At 59.6% G+C, this 17934-nt stretch carries 15 protein-coding genes and 2 tRNA genes; 13 read left to right on the forward strand and 4 right to left on the reverse strand.

All coding sequences use genetic code 11. The annotated features are described in order from the left end of the window. Positions 1-46: 46 nt before the first annotated feature. The 7 genes from hfq (at position 47) to AB4O40_RS20145 (ending at position 8691) form a co-directional block, all read left to right on the forward strand. Positions 47-307 carry an RNA chaperone Hfq gene (hfq, locus tag AB4O40_RS20115; protein WP_003221112.1) on the forward strand — a complete coding sequence of 87 codons (261 nt, stop codon included), beginning with the start codon at positions 47-49 and terminating at the stop codon, positions 305-307. A 12-nt stretch (positions 308-319) separates the two neighbouring features. Next, positions 320-1621, forward strand: coding sequence for a ribosome rescue GTPase HflX (hflX, locus tag AB4O40_RS20120; protein WP_008048071.1), 1302 nt, complete (start codon positions 320-322; stop codon positions 1619-1621). Between the two features lie 96 nt (positions 1622-1717). After that, a complete protein-coding gene (gene hflK, locus AB4O40_RS20125; RefSeq protein WP_056725459.1) occupies positions 1718-2893 on the forward strand; it encodes an FtsH protease activity modulator HflK in 1176 nt (391 codons plus the stop codon). Further along, positions 2893-3762, forward strand: a complete 870-nt coding sequence (hflC, locus tag AB4O40_RS20130) for a protease modulator HflC (RefSeq protein WP_056725458.1) — start codon at positions 2893-2895, stop codon at positions 3760-3762. Before hflK ends, hflC begins: the two co-directional genes overlap by 1 nt. Before the next feature lie 312 nt (positions 3763-4074). Further along, a complete protein-coding gene (locus tag AB4O40_RS20135) occupies positions 4075-5262 on the forward strand; it encodes an ATP phosphoribosyltransferase regulatory subunit (protein ID WP_056725456.1) in 1188 nt (395 codons plus the stop codon). Between the two features lie 54 nt (positions 5263-5316). Next, on the forward strand, positions 5317-6606 hold the full coding sequence (locus AB4O40_RS20140; protein WP_046039830.1) for an adenylosuccinate synthase: 1290 nt from the start codon (positions 5317-5319) through the stop codon (positions 6604-6606). A gap of 150 nt (positions 6607-6756) precedes the next feature. Next, positions 6757-8691, forward strand: coding sequence for a methyl-accepting chemotaxis protein (locus AB4O40_RS20145; protein WP_460053563.1), 1935 nt, complete (start codon positions 6757-6759; stop codon positions 8689-8691). 90 nt (positions 8692-8781) lie between these two features. On the opposite strand, the gene AB4O40_RS20150 is transcribed toward AB4O40_RS20145, so the two are convergent. The 4 genes from AB4O40_RS20150 to AB4O40_RS20165 all read right to left on the reverse strand — a co-directional run bounded on the left by AB4O40_RS20150 (position 8782) and on the right by AB4O40_RS20165 (position 11871). Next, positions 8782-10338: an ABC transporter permease gene (locus AB4O40_RS20150; RefSeq protein ID WP_056725451.1), complete on the reverse strand. Its 1557-nt coding sequence runs from the start codon at positions 10336-10338 to the stop codon at positions 8782-8784. Further along, on the reverse strand, positions 10338-11348 hold the full coding sequence (locus AB4O40_RS20155) for an extracellular solute-binding protein (protein WP_460053561.1): 1011 nt from the start codon (positions 11346-11348) through the stop codon (positions 10338-10340). The genes AB4O40_RS20150 and AB4O40_RS20155 overlap by 1 nt, the downstream gene beginning before the upstream one ends. Positions 11349-11530: 182 nt before the next feature. Beyond that, positions 11531-11617, reverse strand: a tRNA-Leu gene (locus AB4O40_RS20160). 167 nt (positions 11618-11784) lie between these two features. Continuing rightward, positions 11785-11871, reverse strand: a tRNA-Leu gene (locus AB4O40_RS20165). Between the two features lie 225 nt (positions 11872-12096). Here AB4O40_RS20165 and rnr point away from each other — a divergent pair. The 6 genes from rnr (at position 12097) to rplI (ending at position 17855) form a co-directional block, all read left to right on the forward strand. After that, on the forward strand, positions 12097-14724 hold the full coding sequence (gene rnr / locus AB4O40_RS20170; RefSeq protein WP_056725446.1) for a ribonuclease R: 2628 nt from the start codon (positions 12097-12099) through the stop codon (positions 14722-14724). After that, entirely contained in the window at positions 14721-15488 is a 768-nt protein-coding gene (gene rlmB / locus AB4O40_RS20175) for a 23S rRNA (guanosine(2251)-2'-O)-methyltransferase RlmB (protein WP_007973273.1), read from the forward strand. The genes rnr and rlmB overlap by 4 nt, the downstream gene beginning before the upstream one ends. A gap of 289 nt (positions 15489-15777) precedes the next feature. Continuing rightward, positions 15778-16200, forward strand: a complete 423-nt coding sequence (gene rpsF, locus AB4O40_RS20180) for a 30S ribosomal protein S6 (RefSeq protein ID WP_008048087.1) — start codon at positions 15778-15780, stop codon at positions 16198-16200. 28 nt (positions 16201-16228) lie between these two features. Then, positions 16229-16459, forward strand: coding sequence for a 30S ribosomal protein S18 (gene rpsR, locus AB4O40_RS20185; protein ID WP_002551829.1), 231 nt, complete (start codon positions 16229-16231; stop codon positions 16457-16459). A gap of 36 nt (positions 16460-16495) precedes the next feature. Then, positions 16496-17389 (forward strand): YybS family protein, encoded by an 894-nt coding sequence (locus AB4O40_RS20190; RefSeq protein WP_056725445.1) that lies wholly within the window; start codon positions 16496-16498, stop codon positions 17387-17389. Positions 17390-17408: 19 nt separating this feature from the next. Next, positions 17409-17855: a 50S ribosomal protein L9 gene (gene rplI, locus AB4O40_RS20195; protein WP_007973276.1), complete on the forward strand. Its 447-nt coding sequence runs from the start codon at positions 17409-17411 to the stop codon at positions 17853-17855. Positions 17856-17934: the final 79 nt, after the last annotated feature.

The following is a 17934-nucleotide window of genomic DNA, read 5'->3' on the forward strand; positions in this document are numbered from 1 at the left end:
TCTGATTACCTATTTTTTATATTGAATCCTTAAAGGAGTGCGGCACATGTCAAAAGGGCATTCGCTACAAGACCCTTACTTGAATACTTTACGTAAAGAGAAAGTTGGGGTGTCCATCTACCTGGTCAACGGTATCAAGCTGCAAGGCACGATCGAGTCTTTCGACCAGTTCGTTATCCTGCTGAAAAACACCGTAAGCCAGATGGTCTACAAACACGCTATCTCTACAGTGGTGCCGGTTCGTCCAATTCGTCTGCCTAGCGCAACCGAATCCGATGCAGGTGACGCTGAGCCAGGTAACGCCTGATAGGAGTCTCCTTTGTTCTTTGAGCGCCACGGTGGTGGTGAGCGAGTCATCCTCGTTCACTTGGATGGACAGGACCCTGAGGCGCGCGAAGATCCGCAGGAGTTTCAGGAACTGGCTAATTCGGCGGGTGCCGAGACCGTTGCGTTTTTTAACGTGCCGCGTCATCGGCCAACCGCCAAGACCCTGATTGGCAGTGGCAAGGTCGAGGAACTGCGCGACCTGGTCAAAGCCGAGCAGGCCGATCTGGTGATTTTCAATCACATCCTCACACCCAGTCAGGAACGTAACCTCGAACGTGTTTTCGAGTGTCGCGTGATCGACCGTACCGGTTTGATTCTCGATATTTTCGCCCAGCGCGCCCGTACCCATGAAGGCAAGCTCCAGGTCGAACTGGCCCAGCTTGACCACATGAGCACCCGGCTGGTTCGTGGCTGGACTCACCTTGAGCGCCAAGGTGGCGGTATCGGTATGCGTGGCCCGGGTGAAACCCAGCTGGAAACCGACCGCCGTTTGCTCCGGGTTCGCCTGCGGCAGATCAAGGGGCGGCTGGAGAAAGTGCGCAGCCAGCGCGAACAGTCGCGCCGTGGCCGATCGCGTGCGGATATTCCTACCGTGTCGCTAGTGGGGTACACCAACGCCGGTAAGTCCACGCTCTTCAATAACGTGACGAAATCCGACGTCTACGCAGCTGACCAATTGTTTGCCACGTTGGACCCGACCCTGCGTCGTCTGGATATAGACGACCTGGGGCCGATTGTCCTGGCGGACACTGTGGGTTTCATTCGCCACTTGCCCCACAAGCTGGTCGAAGCATTTCGGTCTACCCTCGAAGAGTCGAGCAACTCCGATCTGTTGTTGCACGTGATCGATGCGGCCGAACCGGATCGCATGTTGCAGATCGAGCAGGTAATGGTGGTGCTCGGCGAGATTGGTGCTCAGGACTTGCCGATCCTCGAGGTCTATAACAAACTCGATTTGCTTGAAGGCGTTGAGCCACAAATCCAGCGCGACGAAAACGGCAAGCCCCAACGGGTCTGGCTGTCGGCGCGTGATGGCAGTGGTCTGGAATTGCTTGAGCAAGCCATTGCCGAGTTACTGGGCAGTGATTTGTTTGTCGGTACCTTGCGCTTGCCGCAACGATTCGCTCGACTGCGTGCGCAGTTCTTCGAACTCGGTGCGGTGCAGAAAGAAGAACACGACGAAGAAGGCATCAGTTTGCTGGCCGTTCGTTTGCCCCGGGTCGAGTTGAATCGACTGGTAAGCCGCGAGGGATTGCAGCCGATGGAATTCATCGAGCAACACACTTTGCAATAAAAGCCTGAGAAAGCGGTTGTGCCGTGGTGACAGGCATTCTGTAGCATTGGTCGGCGCGCCGTGGGTGCGTCTTTGCTTTATCAGATGGAGAGCGCTATGGCTTGGAATGAGCCGGGTGGCAACTCGAATAATCAGGATCCTTGGGGTGGCAAGCGTCGTAACAACGGCGATCGCAAGGGGCCACCGGATCTCGACGAGGCCTTCCGAAAGCTGCAGGAAAGCCTGAACGGTTTGTTCGGTGGCGGTAAGAAACGTGGTGGTGACGATGGTGGTGGTCCGGGCAAGAGTGGCGGCTTTGGCGGCCTGCTCGGCATCGGCCTGGTCGTGTTGGCCGCCGTTTGGCTGTACAGCGCGGTTTATGTCGTCGACGAGCAGGAGCAAGCTGTAGTGCTGCGCTTCGGCAAGTACTACGAAACCGTGGGGCCGGGCCTGAATATCTACTTCCCGCCGATCGACAAGAAGTACATGGAAAACGTCACGCGTGAGCGTGCCTATACCAAGCAGGGCCAGATGCTGACTGAAGACGAGAACATCGTCGAAGTGCCGCTGACCGTGCAGTACAAGATCAGCAACCTGCAGGACTTCGTGCTGAGCGTCGATCAGCCGGAAATCAGCCTGCAGCACGCGACCGACAGCGCCTTGCGCCATGTGGTGGGTTCCACCGCGATGGACCAGGTCCTGACCGAGGGTCGTGAGTTGATGGCCAGCGAGATCAAGGAGCGTCTGCAACGCTTCATGGACACCTATCGCACCGGTATCACCGTTACCCAGGTCAACGTACAGAGCGCAGCGGCACCGCGTGAAGTCCAGGAAGCCTTCGATGACGTGATCCGTGCCCGTGAAGACGAGCAGCGTTCGCGCAACCAGGCCGAAACCTATGCCAACGGCGTCGTGCCGGAAGCTCGTGGTCAGGCCCAGCGTATCCTTGAGGATGCCAACGGTTACCGTGACGAGACTGTCTCGCGCGCCAAGGGTGAGGCCGATCGCTTCACCAAGCTGGTCGCCGAGTACCGCAAGGCCCCTGAAGTCACCCGCCAGCGTCTGTACCTGGACACCATGCAGGAAGTCTTCACCAACACCAGCAAGGTTCTCGTGACCGGCAACAAGAACGGCCAGAACAACCTGCTGTACTTGCCGCTGGACAAGATGGTCGAAAGTGGTCGCAGCACCAGCACTCCGGTGACCAGTGCGGCAGCCACCAGCAATGAAGCGAATGCGCGTGCGGCAGCTGATCTGCAGCAACAGCAAGCACGTACCAGGGAGAGTCGCTGATGAGCAATAAATCGCTGATCGCCCTTATTGTCGGCGTCGTCGTGGCGATCGCTGCCTGGAACTGCTTCTACATCGTGGCTCAGACCGAGCGTGCGGTGTTGCTGCAGTTCGGTCGCGTGGTCCAGACCGATGTTCAGCCAGGCTTGCATGTGAAAGTGCCTTACGTTAACCAGGTGCGTAAATTCGACGCACGCCTGATGACGCTGGATGCACCGACACAACGCTTCCTGACGCTGGAAAAGAAAGCTGTGATGGTCGATGCCTACGCCAAGTGGCGCGTGAAGGACGCAGAGCGTTACTACACCGCGACTTCCGGTCTCAAGCAGATCGCCGACGAGCGTCTGTCCCGTCGTCTGGAATCGGGACTGCGTGACCAGTTTGGTAAGCGCACCCTGCACGAAGTGGTGTCGGGTGAGCGTGATGCGCTGATGGCGGATATCACGGCTTCGCTGAACAAGATGGCCGAGAAAGAGCTGGGCATCGAAGTGGTCGATGTTCGGGTCAAGACCATCGACCTGCCCAAAGAAGTGAACCGCAGCGTGTTCGAACGTATGAGCACCGAGCGTGAGCGTGAAGCTCGCGAGCACCGCGCCAAGGGTAACGAGCTGGCCGAAGGCATTCGTGCCGACGCCGATCGTCAACGTCGCGTGCTACTGGCTGAAGCCTATCGTGAATCCGAAGAGGTTCGCGGTGACGGCGATGCCCAGGCAGCTGCGATCTACTCCAAGGCCTACGGTCAGGATCAGGAGTTCTACGCGTTCTACCGTAGCCTGCGAGCCTACCGTGAAAGCTTCGCGAACAAATCCGACGTATTGGTCCTCGACCCAAGCAGCGACTTCTTCCACTACCTGGAAAAAGCCAAGCCTTGATACGGCGTTGACCTGATTTATCCCCCGCCGGGCGGCTAAAACCTCTGGCGGGGTGATCCTTTGGGAAAACGTGTGTATGATGCGGCAGCCGGGAAATTCCCGGCTTTTTTGCGTCTGCATGTTTGATTGCTGTTTTAAAGCAGATGCCGGGCCGATTGGCTCGACAGTTTTTCGAGGAAAGTGGTTGGCGAAGCCGGTAGAAGGGCTTTTCGCTCCGTCGCTCATGCGCGTGGTTTGTGCGCAAGCCGATCATTTTCTGCTTCACTCAAGGCTCGCCGACAGGCTGGTCGCCCGGAGATAGGGGAAGGCGTAATGGCAACGGTAGACCGCTGGCTTCTGCCAGATGGCATCGAAGAAGTACTGCCACCGGAAGCTGCGCGCATTGAAGTCGCGCGTCGTCAGGTGTTGGATCTGTTCCAAGGCTGGGGTTACGAGTTTGTCGTGACTCCCCATATCGAGTACCTGGAATCCCTGCTGACCGGCGCAGGCCAGGACCTGGATCTGCGCACCTTCAAGGTCATCGACCCGCAATCGGGCCGTCAGATGGGTTTCCGTGCCGACATCACGCCGCAAGTGGCGCGCATCGATGCGCATACCCTGCGTCGTGAAGGTCCAAGCCGCCTGTGCTATGCCGGTAGTGTCCTGCACGCTCAGCCTCGCGCCTTGTCGTCCTCGCGCAGCCCGATTCAACTGGGTGCCGAGTTGTACGGCGACGGCAGTCCGAGCAGCGACGTCGAAGTCATCAGCCTGATGCTGGCCATGCTGCAACTGGCCGATGTGCCGGATGTGCACATGGACCTCGGCCATGTCGGTATCTACCGTGGCCTGGCCCGTGCCGCCGGTTTGTCCGGTGAAGTCGAGCAGCAGTTGTTCGATGCCTTGCAACGTAAGGCCATCGACGAGGTCATTACCTTGACCGAAGGCTTGCCTGCCGATCTGTCGGGCATGCTGCGGGCGCTGGTCGACCTGTGTGGCGGTCGTGAAGTGCTGGCTGCAGCCCGCGAGCGTCTGGCCAAGGCGCCGGCACCTGTTCTGGCCGCGCTGGACGACTTGCTGGCGATTGCCGAGCGGCTGTCCGTGCGTTTCCCTGAGCTGCCGCTGTATTTCGACTTGGGCGAGCTGCGTGGCTACCACTACCACACCGGTGTGGTGTTCGCCGTGTTCGTGCCGGGTGTTGGCCAGTCCATTGCCCAGGGCGGTCGCTACGACGACATCGGCGCCGACTTCGGTCGCGCCCGTCCGGCAACCGGCTTCTCCACCGATTTGAAAACCCTGGTGACCCTGGGGCGTGCTGAGATCGAGCTACCGTCTGGCGGTATCTGGATGCCTGACAGTACGGATGCGGCACTCTGGCAGCAGGTTTGCCAGTTGCGCAGTGAGGGTCAGCGTGTCGTTCAGGCCTTGCCTGGACAACCTTTGGCCGCCGCCCGTGAAGCGGACTGCGACCGGCAATTGATTCAGCAGAACGGGCTTTGGCAAGTATCGCCACTGGCTTCTTGAGTTTTCCTGCCGGCTGCTGCCGGCACCAAGTTTGCGCGAATGAGGACAAGTGTTATGGGTAAGAATGTCGTAGTCCTGGGCACCCAATGGGGTGATGAGGGCAAAGGCAAGATCGTTGATCTGCTGACCGAACATGCTGCCGCCGTAGTGCGTTACCAAGGTGGCCACAACGCTGGCCACACTCTGGTGATCGACGGCGAGAAGACCGTCTTGCACCTGATCCCGTCGGGCGTGCTGCGCGAAGGCGTGCAGTGCCTGATCGGCAACGGCGTGGTGGTTGCACCTGACGCCCTGCTGCGCGAGATCACCAAGCTGGAAGAAAAAGGTGTGCCGGTGCGCGAGCGCCTGCGTATCAGCCCGTCCTGCCCGCTGATCCTGTCCTTCCACGTAGCGCTGGACCAGGCTCGTGAAAAGGCCCGTGGCGAGCTGAAGATCGGTACCACCGGTCGCGGCATCGGCCCGGCCTACGAAGACAAGGTTGCACGTCGTGGCCTGCGTGTGGGCGACCTGCTCAACATGCCGCGCTTTGAAGACAAGCTGCGTGAACTGGTGGATTACCACAACTTCATGCTGGTGGGTTACTACAAAGAGCCAGCCATCGAATTCGACAAGACCCTGGCCGAATGCAAAGAATACGCTGAGCTGCTCAAGCCGCTGATGCTCGACGTGACTGCCGAGTTGCACGACCTGCGTCGCGCTGGCAAGGACATCATGTTCGAAGGCGCCCAGGGTTCGTTGCTGGACATCGACCATGGCACCTACCCGTACGTGACCAGCTCTAATACCACCGCTGGCGGCGTTGCTACCGGTTCGGGTGTTGGCCCCATGTTCCTGGACTACATCCTGGGCATCACCAAGGCTTACACCACGCGTGTAGGTTCGGGTCCATTCCCGACGGAGCTGTTCGACGAAGTCGGCGCGCACCTGGCTAAACAAGGTCACGAGTTCGGCGCGACTACCGGCCGTGCTCGTCGTTGTGGCTGGTTCGACGCTGTTATCCTGCGTCGCGCTATCGATGTGAACAGCATCTCGGGCATCTGCCTGACCAAGCTGGACGTGCTTGACGGTCTGGAAACCATCAACATCTGCGTCGGCTACAAAGATGCAGAAGGCAAGGCCGTTGCCCCGACTGATGCTGACAGCTACGTGGGCCTGCAGCCTGTGTACGAAGAAGTGCCGGGCTGGACCGAATCGACCGTGGGCGCCAAAACCCTGGAAGAGCTGCCAGCTAACGCTCGTGCTTACATCAAGCGCGTCGAAGAGCTGATCGGCGCGCCGATCGACATTATTTCGACGGGCCCGGACCGCAACGAAACCATCGTCCTGCGCCATCCGTTTGCTTGATAAGTTGTTGATGTAAAACACAAAGGCCCCTTAATTGGGGCCTTTGTCGTTTATGCCTGTTGGACGGCATGACCTTTGCTATTAGCTTTGCCTAAAACGTCACTTTTGGCGTGCCATCAATTTAATGGCGCTTTTGCAGAGGGATATCAAGTGTCGGCCGTTCTCTCATTGTTACAAAGCCGTTTGTTGCGGCCCGTGTTCGTTACCCTTGGTATCGCCCTTTTGGTGCAGGTGCTGGTAGCTGTCGCTCTGACCCGGAGCACGGTGACCGCGCTGGAGGCCGATCTGGGCATGCGCCTGGGTGCGGACAGCCAAAAGCTTTCCGCTGAGCTTGAGCAGGCGGGGCGCGAAGTCACGTCGAGCCTCGACAGTCTCTCCACCAGTACCCGCCAGCGCCTGACGGCCGGTTTGTCCTCGCGACTGAAGGACGAGCAGGCGCAGTTGCGCGCAACGCTGGAAAAAGACCTGAAGGACTCCGCCGGCGACATGGCGCAGCTTCTGGCTTCCGTCGCGCCCCGCGCCATGTGGGACAACGACGTTCCGACACTTTCCGAGTTCGCTCGCCGCGCCCAGCGCAATCCCAACGTGCTGTTCGTGGTGTATGACGACGCCACCGGCCAGCACCTGACGCGCTACCTCAACCGGGAAAACCCGATCAACAAGGCGTTGCTGGAAAAAGGCCAGGGCGAGCGTGCGCTGGACAAGGTGCTGGATGCGGCGAAGAACGATCCTTCGGTGTTCTACATCGAGGCCCCGATCAATCCTAATGGCGTAGAAATCGGCAAAGTCCTGATGGGGGTCTCGACCGCTTCGGTGGAGACTGACTTGGCGGCCCTCGACAAGCGCTTCTCGGCCTTGATCGCCAGCAGCGATCAACTGGTGGGCGACAGCCTCAAGGGCGCGGCCGCCGACAGCGCCACGGCCATGCGCTCGCGCCTGCAGTCGGCGCAGTCCACGGCGGCTGAAATGAAGGCCAATACCACCAGCACCGTGCAGGAAGCCGCTACGACATTGCGCTGGCGCATCGGCGTGTGTCTGGCGGTGGTGGGTTTTGGTGTCCTGCTGTTGTTGGCGGTGGTACTCGGTCGCCGAGTGGTCAATCGCCTGAAAATGCTGATCATTGCCATGGATGACCTGGCGGCGGGCGAGGGTGATCTGACCAAGCGTGTGCAGATCAACAGCAAGGATGAAATCGGCGACATGGCCTCGGCGGTCAATCGCTTTGTGGATAAGTTGCAGCCGATCGTGCGCGAGGCCGGTGATGTAGCCCAGCGTACCGGTGTGGAAATCGGTGCCATGACCTTGCGCAATGCCGGTGCGGATGCGGCGGCTGGCATGCAGCGTGATGAGGTGGCGGAAAGTTTGCGCGCCTTGTCGCAAATGGCTGATGAGGCCCAGTCGGAAAGCCACGCCATGCAGGCGGCGCTGAAACAGGTGGTGGATATTCGTCAGGCGACTGACGAAAACACCCGGACCTCGGCGAAAGTCGGCAGCCTGATCGAGGCGTTGGCGGGTCAGGTCAACACTGGCGCCCAGGTGATCGAGCGTCTGGCGCAGCAAAGTGAGCAGATTGAGGTGGTGCTGACAGTGATTCACGGGATCGCCGAGCAAACCAACCTGCTGGCGCTGAACGCGGCGATTGAAGCGGCGCGTGCCGGCGAGACCGGGCGCGGGTTTGCCGTGGTGGCCGATGAGGTACGGGCGCTGGCGAGCAAGACACAAAGCTCCACCGGCGATATTCAGGCGCACATCGTCGCGTTGCAGCAAGGCGCGCGTGAAGCGGTGGCGGCGATTGGTCAGGCCGGGCGCCAGGCCAATGAGGGTTTGCTGGTGCTGCGCGACAGTGCGCGGTTGCAGCAGTCGGTGCAGGCATCGGTCGAGCAGGTCCATACGGCGATCGGTCTGGCCACCCAGGCGGCGGCGCATCAGGCGCAGGGCGCGCAGGCAGTGCGGGGGCGGGTCCAGACCATTCACGCCCAGGCCGAGAAGGCGGCGCAGGCAGTGGTGGAGACCACGGCGAGCGGTAAGGTGCTCGATGGTCTGGCGGCGCAGTTGAAGGCGAGTCTGGGGCAGTTCAGGGCTTAAAAGATCAAAAGATCGCAGCCTTCGGCAGCTCCTACAGGGGGCTTTGCGTTTCTCTGTAGGAGCTGCCGAAGGCTGCGATCTTTTGCTTTGTCAGCGGCTTAGATACATCCGGGTCGTCAGCAGATAGACCGGCAACCCCGACACCACTATCAACAACGCCGCATAGGGCGCCGCCGCCGCAAACTCCACGTTCGCGGTATGCGCCCAGACTTCCGTCGCCAGCGTGTTGAGTCCGGTTGGACTCAACAGCAAGGTCGCCGTCAGTTCCTTCATCGCATCCAGGAACACCAGGGCAAAAGCCGCCCCCAGCGCCGGGAAAATAATCGGCAGTGTCACTCGGCAGAAAGCACTGAATGACGAGGCGCCCAATGTGCGTGCCGCCTCCTCGAGTTGTGGCGCCGCCTTGTTCAGGGCGGTGCGGATCGGCGCCTGGGCCAGTGGCAGAAACAGCAGGGCATAGGCGATCAGCAGCAATGCCGAAGTCTGGTAAAGCATCGGCACGTAGTGCAGGGCGAAATACACCAGAGTCAGGGCAATGACCAGTCCCGGCAGCGCATGCAGCAGATACGGCAGACGCTCGGCCCAGATCGCCAGCCGGCCTTTGTGGCGCACGACCAACAGGCCGACTGGAACCGCCAGCACCAGGCACAGCGCCGCGCCACCCAGCGACAGTGCTAGGGATGACAGCAATGCTTCGCCAATTGCCGCCGCGGGAAAGGCTGCCGATGATCCCACCGCAAGCCAATAGGCCAGCATGCCCAGCGGAATCCCGCTGCCAATGATTGCCAGCAGCAGGCAGTAAAACTGTCCCGCCATGGCCCATGGGCCCAGTTGAACCTGTTCCGCGCGTCGCGCCGCACCCTGGCCGGTGCGCACGTGTCGACCCTTGCCGCGCACGCGCAACTCCAGCCACAGCAGTGCCAGGCACAACATCAGCAGTACGGCGGAGAGCATTGCCGCGTTGGCATTGCTGAACTCCAGTTCGAACTGTTGATAGATCGCCGTGGTGAAGGTTTGCAGGCCGATGATCGACAAGGCGCCGAACTCCACCAGCATGTGCAGGGCAATCAGCAGCGAACCCGCCAGCAGCGAAGGCCAGAGCAGGGGCAGGGTGACCTTGAAAAATACGCCCCAACGATTCTGCCCCAGCGTGCGCGCGGACTCTTCGAGGGATGGGTCAAGGTTGCGCAGTGTTGCCGCCACGGGCAGGAAAATCAGCGGGTACTTGGACAGGCTCATTACCAGGATAGCCCCGCCAAGTCCCTCGAAATGAGCGCTGAGGGAAACCCAGGTGAAGCTGCTGACAAAGGCTGGAACGGCGAACGGCAGGCAGAGGATCACGCCCCACAATCGTCGGCCCGGCAGATTACTGCGCTCCAGCAACCAGGCCAGCGACAGGCCGATTACCCCGCAAACAGCGGTGACCCCAATCATCAGTGCGAGTGTGTTGCGCAGCAAGCCGAACACATAAGGTCGCCAAAGCAAATGCAGCGCTTGTGCCCAGCCCGCCTGCCAGGCTTTCAGGCCGACATACAGCAGAGGCAGGAGACTGAGCGCCACCAGCAGCAACACAGGCAATATCAGCCAGATAGACGGCCGCTTGCGCCGTGGTGCGCAGGCGTGATGCGCGGACAGTGAGGCCCCCATCAATTCAGGCCAACATCGCGTTCCAGGTCCAGCGCTTCTTCGGCGTTGCCGAGGTCGGCAGGCGTGACTTTTGGTGCTTCCAGTTCGCTGAATGGCTTGAGCCCGCGATCTGATTCCATGCCTTTGTGCAGCGGGTATTCGGCGGTGGTCTGGGTGATCACGCGCTGGCCTTCTTCACTGGCCATGTAGGCGAGCAATTGCTGGGCTTCTTTTGGATGTTTGCTGGATTTCAGGACGGCAGCGCTGGAAACGGTGATCAGCCCACCGACATCGCCGCCAGTGAAGTAATGCAGCTTCGAATCGAGCTGGCCTTTTTCACGCTGCAGGGCGAACCAGTAGTAATTGTTCACCAGCACGGTGGCGACTTCGCCATTTTCCACCGCTTTCAATGCAACCATGTTGTTGCTGTAGGTCTTGCCGAATGCGCGCAGACCAGTCAGCCACTCTTCGGCTGCGTCCATGCTGTGGACCTTGATGATCGCCACCGCTTGTTCCTGGAAAGCGCCGCTGGTAGGAACGAAACCGACCTTGCCTTGCCATTTCGGATCGGAGAACTCCATCACCGAGGTTGGCAGGTCTTTTTCATCGATCAGCTTGGGGTTGAACGCAACGACGCGCACCCGGGCGGTCACGCCAATCCAGGTGCCGTTGCCAGCGACGTATTCCTTGGGCAGAACGGCCAGCGTGGCGTCATCCGTCTTGGCCAGCAGGCCTTGTTCGCCGAGTTTGTTCAGTGGCGGCGATTCTTCGGTGTAGATCACGTCGGCGGGGGAGCGATCGCCTTCTTCGACGATCTGGCTGGCGAGCTGGTTGCTACTGCCTTTGCGCACATTGACGTGGATCCCGGTCTTGGCTTCGAAGGCTTTGGCGACTGCGTCGCCGACTTCTTTGTGCTGGCCGTTGTAGAGGGTCAGGGCAACCGGGTCGGCGGCTTGGGTGAGGGGAGTGGCGAGTGCCAGGCCGAGGAGGGTGGTGATCAGGCCGCGGCGCAGGGTATTTCGAAACATCATTCGCAGGGTTCCTCACTGTCACATTGCAAAAACTTGTAACAATGATAAACGATATTGCTTCTCAAATGCGCTTTGTGAGGTGAGCTCCTGCAGGGGCGTGTGTGGTTTTCAAATGCCAGAAACGCAAAAACCCGCTTTCGCGGGTTTCTGTGAAATCCAAGGTCTTAACCTTGGATTTGAATTGGTGCCCAGAAGAAGACTCGAACTTCCACGACCTTGCGGTCACCAGCACCTGAAGCTGGCGTGTCTACCAATTTCACCATCTGGGCATTCATCTTCAGCGTTGCCGCTGTTGATGTGGCGCACTATACGGAGAGCATTTTGATCTGTAAACCCCTGATTCTAAAAATAATAAACCAGTGGTCAAAAATGCAAAAACCCGCTTTCGCGGGTTTTTGTGTGAGCCTTGAAATTGAACTAATCTCAAGCTCGAAATTGGTGCCCAGAAGAAGACTCGAACTTCCACGACCTTGCGGTCACCAGCACCTGAAGCTGGCGTGTCTACCAATTTCACCATCTGGGCAGTATCGGCAACGTTGTCCGTCGTCGATGGCGCGCACTATACGGAGCGTCTTTTTAACTGTAAACCCCCGAGGTCAAAAAAACCTGGAAAATTTCGCCAGTGGTCTACAAAACTGCTTTGCGGTGTCGATACAGGGCTTTAGATGGGTCGTCTTAGCCTGAAATTTCCCGTTTCATTACGCCTATGCCAAACTAACCCGCATATAGACAAGGTGAAAACTCTCTAATGGCCGATTGGCAGTCCCTCGATCCCGAGGCCGCTCGTGAAGCGGAAAAATATGAAAACCCTATTCCTAGCCGCGAATTGATCCTTCAGCATCTTGCTGATCGAGGTTCGCCTGCTAACCGCGAGCAACTGGTCGAAGAGTTTGGTCTGACCACAGAAGACCAGATCGAAGCCCTGCGCCGCCGTCTGCGCGCCATGGAGCGCGACGCTCAACTCATCTATACCCGTCGCGGCACTTATGCGCCGGTGGACAAGCTTGATCTGATCCTGGGTCGCATCAGCGGTCACCGCGACGGCTTCGGCTTCCTGGTGCCGGACGACGGCAGCGATGACCTGTTCATGAGCCCGGCGCAGATGCGTCTGGTGTTCGATGGTGACCGTGCCCTGGCCCGTGTATCTGGCCTGGACCGTCGCGGTCGCCGCGAAGGCATGATCGTCGAAGTGGTGTCCCGCGCTCACGAAACCATCGTCGGCCGCTACTTCGAAGAGGGCGGCATCGGCTTCGTGGTTGCCGACAATCCGAAGATCCAGCAGGAAGTGCTGGTGACGCCAGGTCGTAACGCCAACGCGCAGATCGGTCAGTTCGTCGAAGTGAAGATCACTCACTGGCCGACGCCACGCTTTCAGCCGCAAGGCGATGTGGTTGAAGTCGTGGGCAACTACATGGCGCCGGGCATGGAGATCGATGTCGCCCTGCGCACCTACGACATTCCTCACGTCTGGCCTGACGCCGTGCTCAAGGAAGCCGGCAAGCTCAAGCCGGAAGTCGAAGAGAAAGACAAAGAGAAGCGCATCGACCTGCGCCATCTGCCGTTCGTCACCATCGACGGCGAAGATGCCCGCGACTTCGATGATGCGGTCTATTGCGAAGCCCGTCCGGGCAAGCTGCGCCTGTTCTCGGGTGGCTGGAAGCTGTACGTGGCGATTGCCGACGTATCCAGTTACGTGAAGCTCGGTTCGGCGCTGGATGCCGAAGCGCAGGTTCGCGGCAACTCGGTGTATTTCCCCGAGCGCGTGATCCCGATGCTGCCTGAGCAGCTGTCCAACGGTTTGTGCTCGCTGAACCCGCAAGTCGATCGTCTGGCCATGGTTTGCGAGATGACCATCTCCAAATCCGGCGAAATGACCGACTACTGCTTCTACGAAGCAGTGATCCACTCCCATGCCCGTCTGACCTACAACAAGGTCAGCGCCATGCTGGAAACGCCGAAAGCCACCGAAGGGCGCAAGCTGCGCGGTGAGTACACCGACGTTGTGCCGCACCTCAAGCAACTGTACTCGCTGTACAAGGTGTTGCTGGCGGCCCGTCACGTACGTGGCGCGATCGATTTCGAAACCCAGGAAACCCGGATCATCTTCGGTTCCGAGCGCAAGATCGCCGAAATCCGTCCGACCGTGCGCAACGATGCGCACAAGCTGATCGAGGAATGCATGCTGGCGGCCAACGTGGCCACCGCCGAGTTCCTTAAAAAGCACGAAATCCCGGCGCTGTATCGTGTCCACGATGGTCCGCCACCGGAGCGTCTGGAAAAGCTGCGCGCCTTCCTCGGCGAGCTCGGCCTGTCCCTGCACAAAGGCAAGGACGGTCCGTCGCCGAAGGATTACCAGGCATTGCTGGCCGGTATCAAGGATCGTCCGGATTTCCACCTGATCCAGACCGTCATGCTGCGTTCGTTGAGCCAGGCGGTGTACAGCGCCGATAACCAGGGCCACTTCGGCCTGAATTACGAGGCGTACACCCACTTCACTTCGCCGATCCGTCGCTACCCGGACTTGCTCACGCACCGGGCGATTCGCAGCGTGATCCATTCGAAGCAGAACACCCCGCACGTTCGCCGTGCCGGTGCGATGACCATTCCGAAAGCGCGCATCTATCCGTACGACGAAGCGGCCCTGGAGCAACTCGGCGAGCAGTGCTCGATGAGCGAGCGCCGTGCCGACGAAGCGACCCGCGACGTAGTGAACTGGCTCAAGTGCGAGTTCATGAAAGACCGCGTGGGCGAATCGTTCCCGGGTGTGATCACCGCCGTGACCGGTTTTGGTCTGTTCGTCGAGCTTACAGACATTTATGTCGAAGGCCTGGTGCACGTCACCGCGCTGCCGGGCGATTACTACCACTTCGATCCTGTGCACCACCGCCTGGCCGGTGAGCGTACCGGTCGCAGCTTCCGCCTGGGCGATACCGTGGAAGTGCGGGTCATGCGCGTCGACCTCGACGAACGCAAGATCGACTTCGAGATGGCCGAGAAAACCATTAGCGCGCCGATCGGCCGCAAGAAGCGTGGCACCGAAAGCACCGCACCCGCAGCGAAAGTCGAAGCAGAACCGGCCCCGGCAAAAACCGGTCGTCGTCCTGCCAAGGAAAAGGCTGTAGAAGCCTATCGTCCGAGCGATGCGGCGGCGAAAAACGCCGAAGTGCGCAAAAGCCGTGAAATGAAGCAGGCGTTGCTGGCCGGTGCGAAAAGCGGCGGTAAAGCGGCGTCTGGGGGAAAGACCAGTCGGTCGACGCCTGACAAGGCCGTCGGCGGCAAGCCAGCCAAACCGAGCAAACATCGTAAAGGTCCGCCAAAAGCGGGCTCGGCTCCAGCCAAGAGTGGCGGGGCGCGTAAACCTAAGGCCAAGCCATGAGTCAGTTGGAAAAGATCTACGGCGTACATGCTGTAGAAGCGTTGTTGCGTCACCACCCGAAACGCGTGAAGCAGATCTGGTTGGCCGAAGGTCGCAATGACCCTCGGGTCCAGACGCTGATCGAACTGGCCAACGAAAACCGGGTCCAGGTCGGCCAGGCCGAGCGCCGTGAAATGGACGCCTGGGTTGAAGGCGTGCACCAAGGTGTGGTCGCGGACGTGAGTCCGAGCCAGGTCTGGGGCGAGGCGATGCTCGACGAGTTGCTCGATCGCACCGACGGCGCGCCGTTGTTGCTGGTGCTCGACGGCGTGACCGATCCGCACAACCTCGGCGCCTGCCTGCGTTCCGCCGATGCGGCGGGTGCGCTGGCGGTGATCGTGCCGAAGGACAAGTCGGCGACCCTGACTCCGGTTGTACGAAAAATCGCCTGCGGCGCGGCGGAAGTGATTCCGCTGGTTGCCGTGACCAACCTGGCGCGCACTCTGGAAAAACTCCAGCAGCGCGGCTTGTGGGTTGTCGGTACGGCCGGTGAAGCTGAGGTCAGCCTGTATGATCAGGATCTGACCGGCCCGACCATCCTGATCATGGGCGCTGAAGGCAAGGGCATGCGTCGCCTGACCCGCGAGCATTGCGACTACCTGGTGAACCTGCCGATGGCCGGCAGCGTCAGCAGCCTCAACGTTTCCGTGGCGACCGGCGTTTGTCTGTTCGAGGCGCAGCGCCAGCGCAGTGTCAAAGCCAAGGCTGCTGCCAAGAAATCCTGATCCACGCAGGCCCCCGTAGGAGCTGCCGAAGGCTGCGATCTTTTGATCTTGAAAATCAAAGTCAAAAGATCGCAGCCTTCGGCAGCTCCTACAGGTGTTCGGCATGTGGTTGAGGTGATTGTTCAAATAATCACCAATTACCTTGCACCTCCCTCGCCCCTTCTCTACAATTGCGCCCCTTGCTGCGATGGCAGGCACCAACGTGTCTAGCGTCCGCAAGTCCATAAGTGTCATTCACTCCTTGTCTGACCGCTTTTGAGCGGCAGGCTACAACCCGTAAGGAGCATTCATGCGTCATTACGAAATCATCTTTTTGGTCCACCCGGATCAAAGCGAGCAAGTCGGCGGCATGGTTGAGCGTTACACCAAGCTGATCGAAGAAGACGGCGGCAAAATCCACCGTCTGGAAGATTGGGGCCGTCGTCAACTGGCCTACGCAATCAACAATGTTCACAAGGCTCACTACGTGATGCTGAACGTTGAGTGCACTGGCAAGGCCCTGGCCGAGCTGGAAGACAACTTCCGCTACAACGATGCAGTGATCCGTAACCTGGTCATCCGTCGCGACGAAGCCGTTACCGGCCAGTCCGAGATGCTCAAGGCTGAAGAAAACCGCAGTGAGCGCCGTGAGCGTCGCGACCGTCCTGAGCACGAAGGCGCTGAAAGCGCTGATAGTGATGACAGCGACAACAGCGATAACGCTGACGAGTAATCCACGGACCTTTTAAGGAGCCAATTACATGGCACGTTTCTTCCGTCGTCGTAAATTCTGCCGCTTCACCGCTGAAGACGTGAAAGAGATCGATTACAAAGATCTCAACACTCTGAAAGCCTACGTATCCGAGACCGGCAAAATCGTTCCAAGCCGCATCACCGGTACCAAAGCTCGTTATCAGCGTCAGCTGGCCACCGCTATCAAGCGCGCCCGCTTCCTGGCCCTGCTGGCCTACACCGACAGCCACGGCCGCTGAGACCGGGCAGTCGACACGTAGCAAAGGATTGAATGCATGCGGGCCATAGCTGAGTTCATCATGCGCGGCCGTATGCAGGCCACTCTGGTAGTGGCTGGATGCGCGGCATTGCCGTTGTTGTATTGGTTGGGTGCTGCCGCCGGATGCCTTGTGCTCCTGCGGCGCGGATTGAGGGACGCCTTGGGCGTTCTTGCTCTGGGACTGCTGCCGGCATTGGCCTGGTGGCTTTACTCCGACGACCCACGGGCACTTCTGGTGCTGCTGGGGTCTGCGAGCCTTGCGTTGGTTTTGCGCGCAAGCGAGTCCTGGAACCGCGTGCTGCTGGTCAGCATAGCGATGGGAGTGGTGTTTTCAGTGGTGTTGGGGACAGCTTTTGCTCCCCAGATCGAGATGCTGGCGCAGGCTTTGATCAAAGTCATGCCGTCGCTCCTCGGCGATGTCTACCAGAAGTTGTCGGTAGACGAACAAGCGCGTTTCGCGTCCCTGATTGCACCGGTCCTGACCGGCCTGATTGCGGCGTTGTTGCAAATCGTCAGCTTGCTGAGCCTGCTTGTCGGGCGTTACTGGCAGGCGTTGTTGTACAACCCGGGCGGTTTTGGTCGCGAGTTTCGCGCCATCCGCATCCCGCTGTTGCCAGCGATGTTGCTGCTGGCGTGCATGCTTCTGGGGCCGAATCTCGGTTCACAGATGGCCATGTTGACGCCGTTGTGCAGCGTACCGCTGGTGTTCGCCGGGCTGGCCCTGATTCATGGGCTGGTGGCGCAGAAGCGACTGGCCAGGTTCTGGCTGGTGGGGTTGTACGTGACGCTGTTGCTGTTCATGCAGCTGATCTATCCGTTGCTGGTGGTCCTGGCCATCGTCGACAGCCTGATTGATTTTCGCGGTCGTTCGGCACCGAAAGATGCCGATAACGCGAACGGTGAAGGTTAAAAGTTAAGAGGATTTTCACATGCAACTGATCCTTCTGGAAAAAGTCACCAACCTGGGCAACCTGGGTGACAAAGTGAACGTTAAGGCTGGTTACGGTCGTAACTACCTGCTGCCTTACGGCAAAGCTACCGCTGCGACCCCAGCCAACCTGGCTGCGTTCGAAGAGCGTCGCGCTGAGCTGGAAAAAGCTGCAGCAGATCGCAAAGCATCGGCTGAAAGCCGCGCTGCCCAACTGGCCGAGCTGGAAGTGACCATCACTGCCACCGCTGGCGACGAAGGCAAGCTGTTCGGTTCGATCGGTACTCACGACATCGCTGACGCACTGACCGCCTCCGGCGTTGAAGTGCAGAAGAGCGAAGTTCGTCTGCCGAACGGCACCATCCGCAACGTAGGCGAATTCGACGTAGCCGTGCACCTGCACGCCGAAGTTGAAGCCACCGTACGCGTTGTCGTGGTAGCAGCTTAAGCAGCACTTGTCGGCTGGCACCCTCGGGTGCTTGCCGGTAACATCGGGCACGATCCTGTTTACAGGTCGTGCCCTTTGT

This window comes from Pseudomonas sp. S2_F07 (assembly GCF_054668325.1).

Excerpts from the sequence above, each read along its gene's own strand:
- AB4O40_RS20190 (WP_056725445.1), top strand. The coding sequence starts at position 16,496 with ATGCGGGCCATAGCTGAGTTCATCATGCGCGGCCGTATGCAGGCCACT.
- AB4O40_RS20155 (WP_460053561.1), bottom strand. The coding sequence starts at position 11,348 with ATGATGTTTCGAAATACCCTGCGCCGCGGCCTGATCACCACCCTCCTC.
- rlmB (WP_007973273.1), top strand. The coding sequence starts at position 14,721 with ATGAGTCAGTTGGAAAAGATCTACGGCGTACATGCTGTAGAAGCGTTG.
- AB4O40_RS20140 (WP_046039830.1), top strand. The coding sequence starts at position 5,317 with ATGGGTAAGAATGTCGTAGTCCTGGGCACCCAATGGGGTGATGAGGGC.
- hfq (WP_003221112.1), top strand. The coding sequence starts at position 47 with ATGTCAAAAGGGCATTCGCTACAAGACCCTTACTTGAATACTTTACGT.
- AB4O40_RS20135 (WP_056725456.1), top strand. The coding sequence starts at position 4,075 with ATGGCAACGGTAGACCGCTGGCTTCTGCCAGATGGCATCGAAGAAGTA.
- rnr (WP_056725446.1), top strand. The coding sequence starts at position 12,097 with ATGGCCGATTGGCAGTCCCTCGATCCCGAGGCCGCTCGTGAAGCGGAA.
- rpsR (WP_002551829.1), top strand. The coding sequence starts at position 16,229 with ATGGCACGTTTCTTCCGTCGTCGTAAATTCTGCCGCTTCACCGCTGAA.
- rplI (WP_007973276.1), top strand. The coding sequence starts at position 17,409 with ATGCAACTGATCCTTCTGGAAAAAGTCACCAACCTGGGCAACCTGGGT.
- hflK (WP_056725459.1), top strand. The coding sequence starts at position 1,718 with ATGGCTTGGAATGAGCCGGGTGGCAACTCGAATAATCAGGATCCTTGG.
- AB4O40_RS20150 (WP_056725451.1), bottom strand. The coding sequence starts at position 10,338 with ATGGGGGCCTCACTGTCCGCGCATCACGCCTGCGCACCACGGCGCAAG.
- rpsF (WP_008048087.1), top strand. The coding sequence starts at position 15,778 with ATGCGTCATTACGAAATCATCTTTTTGGTCCACCCGGATCAAAGCGAG.
- hflC (WP_056725458.1), top strand. The coding sequence starts at position 2,893 with ATGAGCAATAAATCGCTGATCGCCCTTATTGTCGGCGTCGTCGTGGCG.